The 12,546-nt window shown below is 64.0% G+C and carries 14 protein-coding genes; 11 read left to right on the top strand and 3 right to left on the bottom strand.

Going from position 1 to position 12,546, the window contains the following annotated elements:
* Positions 1-67 precede the first annotated feature (67 nt).
* The 3 genes from G7Y82_RS14020 to pspF form a co-directional block, all read right to left on the bottom strand.
* Positions 68-1,294, bottom strand: coding sequence for a CmpA/NrtA family ABC transporter substrate-binding protein (locus G7Y82_RS14020; protein WP_168148764.1), 1,227 nt, complete (start codon positions 1,292-1,294; stop codon positions 68-70).
* Complete coding sequence (locus tag G7Y82_RS14015) at positions 1,291-1,923, bottom strand: ANTAR domain-containing response regulator (protein ID WP_240954306.1); 633 nt, start codon at positions 1,921-1,923, stop codon at positions 1,291-1,293. The genes G7Y82_RS14020 and G7Y82_RS14015 overlap by 4 nt, the downstream gene beginning before the upstream one ends.
* A 267-nt stretch (positions 1,924-2,190) precedes the next feature.
* Positions 2,191-3,249 (bottom strand): phage shock protein operon transcriptional activator, encoded by a 1,059-nt coding sequence (gene pspF / locus G7Y82_RS14010; protein ID WP_168148762.1) that lies wholly within the window; start codon positions 3,247-3,249, stop codon positions 2,191-2,193.
* A gap of 198 nt (positions 3,250-3,447) precedes the next feature.
* Here pspF and G7Y82_RS14005 point away from each other — a divergent pair, with 198 nt between their 5' ends.
* The 11 genes from G7Y82_RS14005 (at position 3,448) to G7Y82_RS13955 (ending at position 12,545) form a co-directional block, all read left to right on the top strand.
* Positions 3,448-3,729, top strand: a complete 282-nt coding sequence (locus G7Y82_RS14005) for a hypothetical protein (protein WP_168148761.1) — start codon at positions 3,448-3,450, stop codon at positions 3,727-3,729.
* A 38-nt stretch (positions 3,730-3,767) separates the two neighbouring features.
* Positions 3,768-4,436: a PspA/IM30 family protein gene (locus tag G7Y82_RS14000; RefSeq protein ID WP_168148760.1), complete on the top strand. Its 669-nt coding sequence runs from the start codon at positions 3,768-3,770 to the stop codon at positions 4,434-4,436.
* Between the two features lie 3 nt (positions 4,437-4,439).
* Complete coding sequence (locus G7Y82_RS13995) at positions 4,440-4,679, top strand: envelope stress response membrane protein PspB (protein WP_168148759.1); 240 nt, start codon at positions 4,440-4,442, stop codon at positions 4,677-4,679.
* Positions 4,666-5,094 carry a PspC domain-containing protein gene (locus G7Y82_RS13990; protein WP_168148758.1) on the top strand — a complete coding sequence of 143 codons (429 nt, stop codon included), beginning with the start codon at positions 4,666-4,668 and terminating at the stop codon, positions 5,092-5,094. Before G7Y82_RS13995 ends, G7Y82_RS13990 begins: the two co-directional genes overlap by 14 nt.
* Positions 5,095-5,109: 15 nt before the next feature.
* Positions 5,110-5,319, top strand: coding sequence for a hypothetical protein (locus G7Y82_RS13985; protein ID WP_168148757.1), 210 nt, complete (start codon positions 5,110-5,112; stop codon positions 5,317-5,319).
* Between the two features lie 136 nt (positions 5,320-5,455).
* The gene (locus G7Y82_RS13980; protein ID WP_168148756.1) at positions 5,456-6,091 is read left to right on the top strand and encodes a TetR/AcrR family transcriptional regulator; all 636 of its coding nucleotides are present in this window, start codon (positions 5,456-5,458) and stop codon (positions 6,089-6,091) included.
* 59 nt (positions 6,092-6,150) lie between these two features.
* Positions 6,151-8,556: an efflux RND transporter permease subunit gene (locus G7Y82_RS13975; RefSeq protein ID WP_168148755.1), complete on the top strand. Its 2,406-nt coding sequence runs from the start codon at positions 6,151-6,153 to the stop codon at positions 8,554-8,556.
* On the top strand, positions 8,553-9,908 hold the full coding sequence (locus G7Y82_RS13970) for a DUF1329 domain-containing protein (RefSeq protein WP_168148754.1): 1,356 nt from the start codon (positions 8,553-8,555) through the stop codon (positions 9,906-9,908). Before G7Y82_RS13975 ends, G7Y82_RS13970 begins: the two co-directional genes overlap by 4 nt.
* A 286-nt stretch (positions 9,909-10,194) precedes the next feature.
* Entirely contained in the window at positions 10,195-10,464 is a 270-nt protein-coding gene (locus G7Y82_RS13965) for a hypothetical protein (protein ID WP_168148753.1), read from the top strand.
* Between the two features lie 42 nt (positions 10,465-10,506).
* Positions 10,507-11,184, top strand: coding sequence for a response regulator transcription factor (locus tag G7Y82_RS13960; protein ID WP_168148752.1), 678 nt, complete (start codon positions 10,507-10,509; stop codon positions 11,182-11,184).
* Positions 11,163-12,545 (top strand): ATP-binding protein, encoded by a 1,383-nt coding sequence (locus G7Y82_RS13955; protein WP_366515669.1) that lies wholly within the window; start codon positions 11,163-11,165, stop codon positions 12,543-12,545. The genes G7Y82_RS13960 and G7Y82_RS13955 overlap by 22 nt, the downstream gene beginning before the upstream one ends.
* The last annotated feature ends 1 nt before the right edge of the window (position 12,546 follow it).

Below are 12,546 nucleotides of genomic sequence, written 5' to 3'. Positions count from 1 at the left end.
CGGCATCCGCGCAAATCGAAACTGCAAGTGCCGTGCCATGCGCGACCGCGCGTGCACGACACCCACTTCAGCCGGCGACGGCGCTCTGCGCCTCGTCGAGTGGCCAGCCGCGCGCGGTCAGATAGGCCGCAGGGTTGGCCGGATCAAGCTCCGAGCCATCAACAAAGCGAGACTCGATCGACGCACCATCCGAGCCCAGCGCCACGCGGCCGGCACCCTCACGGACCGAATCCACCGATGGACGCGGAAAGCCCAGCGCAGCCGCGGCGTCGCAGTACGCCGACACATCGCAAACCGCACTCGTCACTTTCGACAAACTGATCGGCTGCGCCCATTGGCGCCAGCGCAACATCTGCAGGGCGCACCACATCAGCTGCGATCGGCGCGGAAACGCATGCAATCCGGTCGCAAAGCGCGGCGGGCTGCCCATGCCCTGGCCGCGCAGCACGGCCTCAATCCACGACTCCGGCACCGCGACGACCTTCATGCGATGCAGCAGCATCGTCAGTTCCGCCGTTACATCGCGACTCGCCATTTCCGCGAGCGCCGCCATTACCGCCGACAGTAGCGCGCGGTGCGTATCGGGAAACTGCTGCGCCCACTCGTGGGTAACGCCCAGCACCTTGTCGGCGCCACCGTCCCAGATCTCGCTGGTCGGCGTCACGACATACCCGAGCCCTCCTTTGACCGCCGCGGTATTCCAAGGCTCGCCGACACAAAAGCCGTCAACCGCACCAATTTCAAGCAAGCGCACCATTTGCGGTGGCGGCGCCACCGAGAACTCGATACCCGCCGCATCGCCGCCGTGCATCAGATCGAGCCCGCCGAGCGCGAGCCAGTCGCGGAGCAGATAGTGATGCATCGAAAACGGAAACACGTGCGCGAGACGCAAGCGACCGCCGCCGCGGACATAGCGTGCCACCGCCGCAGAGCTGTCGGCGACGCTCATGGTGCCGTTGATGCCGAGGCGGTCCGCCATCGAGCGCGAGAACGTGATCGCCGAGCCCCCGCGGGACAGGCACAAGCCGGTGACCATCGGCACTCCGACACCGTCGGCGCCGAGCGTCGCGGCAACCGGCATCGGCGCCAGGCACTGCGCGGCATCGAGTGCGCCATAGGCGAGCCGGTCGCGCAGGCTCGCCCACGACACCTCACCGACCAACTCGACATCCAATCCGGCCGCGCGGAAGTAGCCGCGATGCGCCGCCCACAACAGGGGCGCCGAATCGAGCAGCGGCATGTAGCCGACCGTGAGGTGCGTGATTTCGGGCCGGAATGGAATGACAAGATTCACGCAACACCTCCGCCGGACTCACTGACATCGGCGTCGAACAGCTCGGCAGCCGCCAACACGGTGCGCGCCGCCTCGCCGATGGTCACGCGCCGCGCCATCGCACTGCGACGCAGCAAGGCATAGGCCTCGGCCTCATCGAGCTTGCGCACCCGAGCCAGCATCGCCTTGGCGCGCTCGACATCGCGCCGATCGGCAAGCCGTGTCCGCATGTCGTCGAGCTCGTTGCGCAGCTTCTGATGCTCGCGAAAGCGCGCGATCGCGACGTCGAGGATCGGCTTCAAGCGGTGCGCAGCCATGCCGTCGACGATGTAAGCGCTGACGCCGGCACGCACCGCGCGCGAAATCGTGTCCGGTTCCGAGTCGCGTGCGAAGAAAATGATGGGGCGTGGCACCTGCTGCGTGACCGCCGCACAGTTGTCGAGCACGTCACGCGCCGGATTGTCCATGTCGACGAGAATCACGTCCGGACGCAGGCGGCGAACAGCGGCAAGCAGGTCTTCATTGGCCGACAATCTGGCAATGACGTCGTGACCGGTGGCGCGCAGCGCCTGCGTCACGAAAGCTGCGCGATCGGCATCGTCATCGACGAGCACCATGCGCAGGCTGGCAGCGGGCCTGGCCGCCGCCATATCACGTCTACTTCTCGATCGCTCCGCTTCGTCGAGCATCTGCAATCCCCTTATCCCAGTGGCACATTCGTGAGGTGTAGGCCGACGCCGCCCAACAGCTGGCAGCTGACCCATCACGCAGCGGACGCCATTGCCCTGCGATAAAAGAAAAGAAACGCAAAAATCGAAACGGAGCCGGGGCCGGCTCTCACCGGCACGGCCACATTGCCGCAGCCCCTGTCCATAGCGCAGCGATTTCCGTGCCAGACGGATGTAGGAAATTTCTGATTATTCGCCGTCCAACAGCTTGTATTTGCGCAACAAACCGCGCAGCTGGTGGTAGGTCAGATGCAGCAGTTCGGCCGCCTTGCGCTGGTTATAGCGACTGTCTTCAAGCGCCTGACGCAGCAGCCGGGTCTCGAAGGCGGCGACCGCCTCGCCGAACACGGCCGGCAGCTCGGGCGTCGCGTCCAGCACTGGGGTTGGGGTTGGCGTGGGCGGCGCAGCGGCAGGCTGTGGGTCGGCCGCCGGCACCGCGAGCTGCGAGGCCATGCCGCGCGGTCGATATGGCGAGGCAAATGGATCGAATTCGATGCTCTCGACCGAATGCCGCTCGTGCTCAAGCCGATAGACTGCGCGCTCGACGACATTGCGCAATTCGCGAATATTGCCCGGCCAGCCGTACTGCAGCATCGCCCGCTCCGCGGCCGGCGCAAAACCGGCGAAGTACTCACGTCCCAGTTCCTTGGCCATGCCTTCCGCGAATTTCTGCGCGAGGAGCGCAATGTCCTCGCGCCGCTCGCGCAGCGGCGGCACGGTGATGACGTCGAACGACAGACGGTCGAGCAAATCCTCGCGAAACTTGCCGGCGCGGGCCATCGCCGGCAGGTCGACGTTGGCGGCGCCGATCAGGCGGATGTCGACCTTGATGGTCTCGCTGGAGCCAACACGCTCGAACTCGCCGTATTCGACAACGCGCAGCAGCTTCTCCTGCAGGCGCAGGGACATCGATGCCAACTCGTCGAGAAAGATCGAGCCGCGGTGGGCCAGCTCGAAACGACCGATGCGCGCCTTGGCGGCACCGGTAAACGCGCCAGCGACGTGGCCAAACAACTCGGACTCGAGCAACTCCTCGTTGAGCGCGGCACAATTGAACTTCACATAAGGGCGCGCCCAACGCTCCGACAGATAATGGACGCGCGCCGCGATCAACTCCTTGCCGCAACCGCGCTCGCCGATGATGAGCACGGGCTTGGATAGCGGCGCGATTCGCGACACTCGTTCAAGGACGGCGAGAAAATTGTCGGCCTGTCCGAGGATCGGATCGGGCGAGTCGCGGAGCTCCATATGGCCATTGTGCTAGAAGTTGGCGAATATCACCACATGTCGGCACAAAAACTCACGACGCCATCGCAGAGCTGCCACCAGGAAAACTATAAATCATTTAATTTCAACATGTTAACGGTCATGGCATGACTGGCACGGAGCTGGCGATATTGATCCCACACACACCGCTGCACCGAAACAACAAAGGGGATACACGCCATGTTCAACACCACTTACTCTGCGCCGATCTTCAGCGCCGCCGTCGCCGCCATCATGACCGTCAGCACCTTCGGTAGCCTGACCACCTATGTTGGCCAGGTGCCGACCCAGACCAAGGCCGGCTTCGTACAGAGCGTCGCCAGCCGTCAGATCGACAGCCACCTGCAGCTGGCGCTGCAGAACAGCCAGACGCAGGTGCGGGACAATATCGCCGGCAACGTCAGCCTGCTGATGCCGCAGATCAACACCGAAACGCCAGCGCTGATGGTCGCGCAGCGCTAGGTCCAACTGCCCGAGCGGCAGTTCCAGAGGAACGATTGATGGGAATTTTTTCGAGAACGCGTGATGTCATCGACTCGAATCTGAGCGCCTTGCTGAACAAGGCCGAGGATCCGGAGAAGATGGCGCGGCTGATCATCCAGGAGATGGAGGACACGCTGGTGGAAGTCCGGTCGACCGCGGTGCGCTTTCTGGCCCGCAAAAAGGAACTTCAGCGCGCGATCGAGACCCTCGGCGCCGAGGCTGAAGATTGGGAAACCAAGGCCGAGCTGGCGGTGCGCAAGGATCGCGACGATCTGGCGCGCGGCGCCCTCGCCGCCAAGCGCCGCGCCAGCGATCGTATCGACGAGGCGCAGCGCGAGCTCAAGCAGGTCGAACTCGAAGTCGGCAAGCTCGACGAGGACATTGCCAAGCTGCGCGCCAAGCTGTCGGAAGCACGGCAACGACAGAAGAACATCAACCTGCGCAGCCAGTCCGCCAGTTCGCGCATCAAGCTGCGCGAGCAGATGGACGACAAGCGCAGCGCCACGACCCAGGCCGCACTGGACGACGCTGAACGCGCCGCCGACGAACTCGAATCACGGGTCGACGCCTACGAACTGGGCGCCGACCGGCTACGCGACGAATTCGCGCGCCTCGCCGACGACAAGATCGAAGATGAACTGGCAAGATTGCGCGCCAGGGCTGGCAAGAACAACGCGCAGGAGTGATGGGTGGAAACCTTTCTGGACAATCTGATTCCGCTGATCGCCGTCACCGGCATTTTCGTTGTCTTCCCGGTGCTGCTGTTCCGCCACCTCGCACATCGGCGTGATACGCAGCAGCCCGTGGGGACCGTCAATCAGGATCTGGTCGATCTGGCGGATCGCATGGAAAAACGTATCGACACGCTTGAGCGCCTGCTCGACGTCGAAGCCCCCGGCTGGAGAGAAAAGCATCATGAGCACCGCTAAAGCCCCCCGCGATCACGACGGCGGCCTGTCGGCCATGCGCCGCTACCCCGAGGACGGCTGGATTGCCGGCGTCTGCGCCGGCGTCGCAGACTACTTCGGCTGGAGCGTGAAAATCATCCGCGTGCTGGTGATTCTCGCCTTCATCTTCAGCGGTTTCTTCCCGGTCGGCGTGGTCTACATCGCGCTGTGGTATCTGATGGACCCGGCCGACGGCAACGCCACGAGCGGCAGCCCGCGCAACGGAGGACCGTCGTCACGCGGCCCATCCGGCAGCCCGCCCGGCGGCCCCGCTGTTTCCCCGGCAGCGGCCAAGGCGCGCTTCGATCATCTCGAACGCCGTCTGCAGCAGATCGAGGCCTGCGTCACGCACGAAGAACTCGAATTGCGCCGCCAGTTCCGCGAACTCGAAACCTGAGTAAGGAGCACAAGCATGAATACCCTGCTACTCACCGTCGGCTGGCTCCTGCTGTTGGTGCTGTGCTGGCCGCTGGCGCTGCTGGCGCTATTCATCGCGCCACTGGTCTGGCTGATCTGCCTGCCGCTACGCCTCATCGGTATCTGCGTCGGCGGCATGTTCGCGCTGGTCGCGGCCCTGTTCTATCTGCCGGCACGCCTGCTCGGACACCGTCCGGCGCACTAGCCTCACGCTCGCGGCGGCTGCGCGCCGCGGACGAAGTGCAGCATTTTCGGCAAACTCCGATGGCGACCGCAGGCTTCTGCGGTCGCCATCTTGCTGACGGGGCCTGTAAAATCGCCGCTTCGCCATCAGAATCGCCATGCCCCGCAAACCCGCTCACGAACAGTTCGACACGATCAAGGCCATCACGGATCACGCATTCGAACTGTTCGGTCGCTACGGCTACGAGGGCGTCTCGATCGGCGATATCGCCAGCGCCGCCAAGCTGTCCAAGGGCGCGCTGTACTGGCACTTCGACGGCAAGGAAGCGCTCTACCTCGACTGCCTGAAGCGTCTCCACGCGATCTTCGACCAATACGTCTTCGACCCGATGCGCGCCGAAGCCGACCCGGTGCTGGCGGTCATGCATGTTTTCAGCGGCCTGCAGAAGCTGCTGCGCGACCCACGCGTCGAAAAGGGCGTGGCGGGTTACTGGCTGATTCCGTCGCGTCCCGAAACGGCGGCATTGACCGCCGCGCAGCGCAGCTTCGAGGACGCCGCGATCGAAGTGCTGCGCCACAAATTCCAGGAAGCCGGAGAGCGCGGACTGCTGGAACTCAGCGGCGAAGCCGACGAAATGGCGCGTGCCGTCATTGCACTGATCGAAGCTTGCGTTGTGCCGCTACGGCAATACAGCGCCGATGAAATGCGTGGCATTCTTGCCGTTCTGGCGCGAACCCTGTTCCGCGCCTACGCAAAAACAGATGATCTGCTGAAACTCGCGCTCGCGATCTGATCCATCGCCTGAGTGACCGCCGGCCGCACCGGCACGCAGACGACAAGACGGAGGACGAGGTGGGCCGTTACGCCGAGCGGATTCTGCGCAGTGCCGAAGTGCTGGTCTATGCCCGTAGCGGATTGACATTCGCGATCCTGATGGCGTTCACATTGGCGATGGCCGTCCTCGCCAGCCGACTGCAGCCGGATGCCGGCTTCGAGAAGCAGATTCCGCTCGATCACCCGTACATGAAGGTCTTCAAGCAGTACGAGAAGGCTTTCGGCGGTGCCAATCTGATCTCGATCGCGGTGATGCTCAAGCCCGGCGTGCCGGGCGACATCTACACGCCGGACTTCCTCGACACGCTGCACAAGGTCACCGATGCGGTGTTCTTTTTACCCGGCGTCGACCGCTCCCGGGTGACCTCGCTGTTCACGCCTGGCGTGCGCTACATGGAAGTCGTCGAGGACGGTTTTTCGACCGGCGACGTGATTCCGCGCAATTACCGGCCAACGCCGGAAATGCTGGCGCAGATCCGCTCGAACGTCGGCAAGGCCGGCGTCATCGGCCGTCTGGTATCGCTCGATCAGCGCGGCGCGATGGTGACGGCGGAGCTACTCGAGCACGATCCGTCGACCGGCAAGAAGCTCGACTACCGCGCGGTCGCCGACAAACTCGAGGCGATCCGCACGCAGTACGAGAACGACCGCTTCGACATCCGCATCATCGGCTTCGCCAAGGTTGTCGGCGACGTCAGCGATGCCGGCCACGAAGTGATGATGTTCTTTGCCATTGCACTACTGGCGACCTTCGCACTGCTGTGGATGTTCTGCGGCTCGTGGCGGCTGGCCACGCTGCCACTGTTCGCGGCACTGTGTGCCGTGATCTGGGAGCTGGGCCTGTTGAAGCTGACCGGCTTCGGACTCGACCCGTTCGCGATCCTCGTACCGTTCCTGATCCTGGCCATCGGCGTGTCGCACGGCGTGCAGTACGTCAACGCCTGGCGCTACGAGGTCGCCGTGCACGGCCTGGCGTCGCGCGACGCATCGATCGCGACCTTTCGCCAACTGTTCATTCCCGGCACCGTGGCGATCCTCACCGACGTGATCGGCTTCGCGACGCTGGCGTTCATCAAGATCGACATCGTCCGCGAGATGGCGTTCAACGCGGCGATGGGCATGGCGGCCGTCATCATCACCAACAAGATGATGCTGCCGATCGTGCTGTCGTGGGCGCGGGTACGTGACGTCGACGCGTTTCGCGCACGCCAGCAGCGTCGCGTCGCCCTCTCCGATCGGCTCTGGCAACGGCTGTCGGCCTTCGCCACCGCGCGCGCGGCGATCCCGACGCTGTTCGTGGCATTGCTGGCGCTGAGCTGGGCACTGTGGATGTATCCGAAGCTGATCGTCGGCGACCGACAGGCCGGCGTGCCGGAGCTGCGCCCGGACAGCCGCTACAACGTCGACTCGCGCGCGATCGGCCGCAACTTCGCGATCGGCGTCGACATCCTCAAGGTTTTCGCCGTTACCAAGCAATACGGCTGCGTCGATCCAGCGACCATGGAAACGATCGACCGCTTCGCCTGGCACATGCAAAACACGCCGGGCGTGCGCTCGGTACTGTCGCTGCCGCAGCTGGCCAAACAGGTACGCTCCGGCTGGTTTGAAGCGGCGCCGAAATGGCGCGTGCTGCCACGCACGCAGAGCTTGTCCGAACTGGTCTCGCCAATCCCCAGCCAGCTTGGTTTGTCGAACCCGGACTGCAGTGTGATGCCGGTCCTGATCTTCACGCGCGATCATCGTGCGACGACGATTTCGCAGATTGTCGACGCCGTGAAAACCTTCCAGCATGACAACGTCGGCCAAGGCGTCGACTTCAAGCTGGCATCCGGCAATGTCGGCGTCTGGGCCGCGACCAACGAAGAAATCCGCGCGCGCGAGCTGCTGGTCATTATCTGGGTGCACGCGACGCTGGCATTGTTCGCCTGGCTGTCGTTCCGCAGCGGCGTCGCGGTGCTGTGCATTCTCACGCCGCTGGTGCTGTGCTCGCTGATGACCTACGGCCTGATGGCGACGCTCGGCATCGGCATGAAGCCGGCGACGCTGCCGGTGGCCGCCTTCGGCGTCGGCATCGGCGTCGACTACAGCATCTATTTATGGAGCGTGTTCTCCAGACGGCTCGCCGAGCGCACGAGCTTGCGCGAGGCCTATTTCGACGCGCTGCGGCACACCGGCAAGGCCGTGATCTTCACCTCGGCATCACTGCTGCTCAGCGTCTTCACCTGGCTGTTCTCGGGACTGCAGTTTCAGGCCGACATGGGCCTGCTGCTGCTGTTCATGTTCAGCACCAACCTGCTCGGTGCCATTGTGCTGCTGCCGGCACTGGCCTGGCTGGCCCTGCACCGACGCCTGCCGCCGGACGCGCCGGCGGCGCATGATGATTCAAGGAAGGAGGCGGCCGCCTCGCGGCCGGAAACGACATGAGATCCACCCTGCCCTGCACACTGGCCCTGCCGCTGCTGGCGCTCGGCCTGCTGATCAGCCTGCCGTCCAGCGCCAAGGTTTTGGCCGACGAAGCCGCCAAACTCGGCAAGGAGCTGACGCCACTCGGCGCCGAACGCGCCGGCAATGCCGACGGCACGATCCCGGCCTGGACCGGCGGCCTGCCGCAGAAGGACATGCCGCGCGGCAGCAACCCGTTCGCCGCCGACAAGCCGCTGTATACGATCACGGCACAGAACTACACGAAATACGCCGGCATCCTCACCGAAGGCTACAAGGCGTTATTCAAGACGTATCCCGATTACAAGATGAACGTCTATCCGACGCGCCGCAGCGCGTCGTATCCCCAGTGGTTCTACGACGCGACCAAGAAAAACGCGACGACCGTGGACCTGACCGACAACGGCTACGGCTTTTGTTGCACCGCGCAGGGCTACCCATTCCCGATTCCGAAGAACGGCACGGAGGTGATGTGGAATCACATCATGCGCTACAACACGCGCGGCTTTCGTGGCTACATCGATTCGGCGGTGACGGCGCCGGACGGCAGCTTCGTCACACAGCGCGACTACGTCGAACTGGCGTTCATGTACAACGATCCGGACGCGACGGTGAAGTCGATCGACGGCATGAACCTGTTCGCGCTGCAGAAGACCATCGCACCGCCGAATCTCGCCGGCGAAGCGCATCTGCTGCACGTGCCGATCGACCGTATCGCCAATCAGACCGGCGTCTGGGTCTACAACAATACCGTCGGCCGGCCACGCCGCATCGGTGAGGTCGGCTACGACAATCCGCTCTACGACGGCTTGATGACGCAGGACCAGCTCGACATGTTCAACGGTCCGCTTGATCGCTACACGATCAAGCTGGTCGGCAAGAAGGAAATGCTGATTCCGTACAACAGCTACCTGTTGTACGACCCGAAGCTGAAGTACAAACAGATCATCGGCGCCGGCCACATCAATCAGGACCTCGCGCGCTACGAGCTGCATCGCGTCTGGGTCATCGAAGCCAACGTCAAACCCGGCTACTCGCACCGTTACAAGAAGCGCATCTTCTATCTCGATGAGGATTCGTGGATCGTCCATGCCGAGGACATGTACGACGAGCGCGGTGCGTTCTGGCGCACGGCCGAATCGCATTCGATCGCATTCGCCAACGTGCCGGTGGTCGTCAACGGCGTGCAGGTTCACTACGACCTGCAGTCACGCCGCTACGTCATCGTTGGCCTCACGAATGAAGAGAAAAAGCTGATCGAGTACGACTGGCACGCCGATCCCTCGCACTTCACGCCACCGGCGCTGAAGCGCTTCGCGACCACTGCAAATTGACAGGCCGGCTCCGTTGTGAACGCCTTAGTTCCTGAAATAGCACGAAAAAATTAAGGACGAATTCAGTTAATCGCGCTACGCTGCAGGCACAGTATGTGCATCGATGCCCACGCCCGGAGGCGCATGATGATTTCGCAATACATCGCCGCCGGAACGTCCTGCCCTGGGCGCTCCGCCCTTCGAGACCGCCGCATGCGGTCCGGAGTGTGGGAGCGCGGGTAACCGATCCCTGACCTGTCCATTCATGCGTCTGCCTACCTTCACTGCGATCTGTCTGGCGAGCGCCGTGCTCTTCAACACGGCGATCGCGGCGGCTGCGCATCCTGGAAAGGATCGGGAGCCAGGCAAGCAGCGCGGCAACGGCATGTCACTGCCATTTCCGATGCTTGGCACCCGCGAAACCGGCGGTGCGCCGAAACTGTCGCCGGACATGGCAGCGCGGGAAATCCAGCGCCGCCACGGCGGACGGGTGCTGGCGGTACAGCCGGATGGCGCCGGGTATCGGGTGAAGATGCTGAAGAACGGTGAAGTTCGTATCTATCAGGTTGATCCATAGCAGGCCGGGCCTGCGGCGGCACCACAGGGAGAGATAGCGTCCATGCGTGCGCTCGTAATCGAAGATGATCCGGATCTGCGCGAGCAGGTCTCCAAGTTTCTCAGTGACGACGGCTTTGCCGTCGACGTCGCCGCCGATGGCGACAACGGCGCCTACATGGCCGAGGAGTATCCGGCCGACATCGCGATCGTTGATCTCGGTCTACCGGGCATGCCCGGCATCGACCTGATCCGCCAGGTGCGCAAGGCCGGCCGCAAGTACCCGATCCTGATCCTGACCGCTCGCGACGGCTGGCAGACCAAGGTCGAGGGCCTCGAGGCCGGTGCCGACGATTATCTGGTCAAGCCCTTCCATCGCGAGGAATTGATCGCCCGCGTGCGCGCGCTGGTGCGTCGTGTCGGCGGCTGGACGCAAGCGACGCTGAACTCCGGCCCATACGTCGTCGATACCAGCGCCAAGTCGGTCATGGTCGACGGCAAGCCGGTCGATCTGACCAGCTATGAATTTCGCGTCCTCGAATACCTGCTGACGCATGCCGGCAAGGTCATCTCGAAGAGCGAGCTGACCGAGCATCTGTATACCGAAGACGAGGAACGCGACAGCAACGTCATCGAGGTGTTCATCCGCCGACTGCGCTCGAAGCTGGACGCCGACAGCCAGTACAACCCGATCACGACGCTGCGCGGCGCGGGTTACCGGTGGGACCTGCCGCGCGCCTGAAGGCGACCGCCGCGCGCCGCCCGCGCGTCACGTCCCTACGCGCCCGGCTACTGGTCTCGACGGCGATCGTCCTGCTCGCCTTCGTCGGCCTCGGCGGCCTGGCGCTGGAAAAGGCCTTCGAGAGTGCACTGCTGCAGGCGCAGCAGGACAAGCTCGAAGGCCTGATCTATGCGCTGCTCGGCGCGGCGTCGACGACGCCGGACGGTGAACTGACGATCTCGCTCGACGCGGTGCCGGACCGGCGCCTGCGCGAGCCCTTGTCCGGTCTGCAGGCGGCGCTGTTCAACGAGCTCGGCATCATGGTCTGGAGCTCCAATCAGTCGCTGGACATGCCGCCACCGCCGCAGCTGGCGGTTGGTCAGTGGAACTTCCAGCGTCTCGACAAGCCCGACGCGTTCCGTCTCAGCTTCGGCCTGCGCTGGATCGACTCAGACCGCAACACGCCGCGGCTGTACACCGTCAGCGTCATCGACGACACCAGCGCCTTCGATCGCCAACTTGGCATCTTCCGTCGCACGCTGTGGACCTGGCTCGGTGGCACTGTCGTCGCGCTGGTGGTGATCCTGCTGCTGATCCTGCGCTGGAGTCTGGCGCCACTCAAGCGCCTGGGCCGCGAACTGCACATGATCGAATCCGGTCTGCAGGGCGAAATCGAAGGGTCGTACCCCGACGAGCTGAAGCAGCTGACGCGCGACCTCAACGCGATGATCGTCAGCGAGCGCAACCAGCAGACCCGCTATCGCAATGCCCTGGGCGATCTCGCCCACACGCTGAAGACGCCGCTCGCGGTATTAAGGGGCATCAGCAGCGAACCCGACATTCCGGGCGCCCAACAACGCCAGCTCGACGAGCAGGTCGGCCGCATGCAGCACATCGTCGATCATCAGCTGCGCCGTGCCGCCGCTGCCGGCAGCCGCACGCTGACCGAGCCGGTGGCACTCAAACCACTGGTCGACAAGCTGATGTCGGCACTGAGCAAGGTCTACGCGAGCCGCAACATCACGTTCGAAAACGAACTCGATCCGATACTGCGCCTGCGCGCCGATCAAGGCGACCTCTACGAAATGCTCGGCAACCTGATCGAAAACGCTGCCAAGTACGGCAACCAGCGTGTGCGCGTTGCGGCGCAGGTCGATCACAACATCTGCCGCCTCGACTTCGACGACGATGGTCCGGGCTTTCCGAGCGAGGCGCCGGAAAAGCTGCTCGAACGCGGCGCCCGCGCCGACACCCGCCTGCCCGGCCAAGGCATCGGCTTGGCCGCCGTCAATGAAATCGTGCAGGCCTACGGCGGCCGTTTGCTGCTGGAGCGCTCGATGTTCGGCGGCGGCCGCGTCAGTGTGCTGGTACCGATCCGCTGAA

Source organism: Solimonas marina, from assembly GCF_012241385.1.
Classification (GTDB): Bacteria; Pseudomonadota; Gammaproteobacteria; order Nevskiales; family Nevskiaceae; genus Solimonas; species Solimonas marina.
This window is presented reverse-complemented; position numbering and strand designations above follow the sequence as displayed.

Excerpts from the sequence above, each read along its gene's own strand:
- G7Y82_RS13960 (WP_168148752.1), top strand. The coding sequence starts at position 10,507 with ATGCGTGCGCTCGTAATCGAAGATGATCCGGATCTGCGCGAGCAGGTC.
- G7Y82_RS13980 (WP_168148756.1), top strand. The coding sequence starts at position 5,456 with ATGCCCCGCAAACCCGCTCACGAACAGTTCGACACGATCAAGGCCATC.
- pspF (WP_168148762.1), bottom strand. The coding sequence starts at position 3,249 with ATGGAGCTCCGCGACTCGCCCGATCCGATCCTCGGACAGGCCGACAAT.
- G7Y82_RS13985 (WP_168148757.1), top strand. The coding sequence starts at position 5,110 with ATGAATACCCTGCTACTCACCGTCGGCTGGCTCCTGCTGTTGGTGCTG.
- G7Y82_RS14005 (WP_168148761.1), top strand. The coding sequence starts at position 3,448 with ATGTTCAACACCACTTACTCTGCGCCGATCTTCAGCGCCGCCGTCGCC.
- G7Y82_RS14000 (WP_168148760.1), top strand. The coding sequence starts at position 3,768 with ATGGGAATTTTTTCGAGAACGCGTGATGTCATCGACTCGAATCTGAGC.
- G7Y82_RS14015 (WP_240954306.1), bottom strand. The coding sequence starts at position 1,923 with ATGGCGGCGGCCAGGCCCGCTGCCAGCCTGCGCATGGTGCTCGTCGAT.
- G7Y82_RS13990 (WP_168148758.1), top strand. The coding sequence starts at position 4,666 with ATGAGCACCGCTAAAGCCCCCCGCGATCACGACGGCGGCCTGTCGGCC.
- G7Y82_RS13970 (WP_168148754.1), top strand. The coding sequence starts at position 8,553 with ATGAGATCCACCCTGCCCTGCACACTGGCCCTGCCGCTGCTGGCGCTC.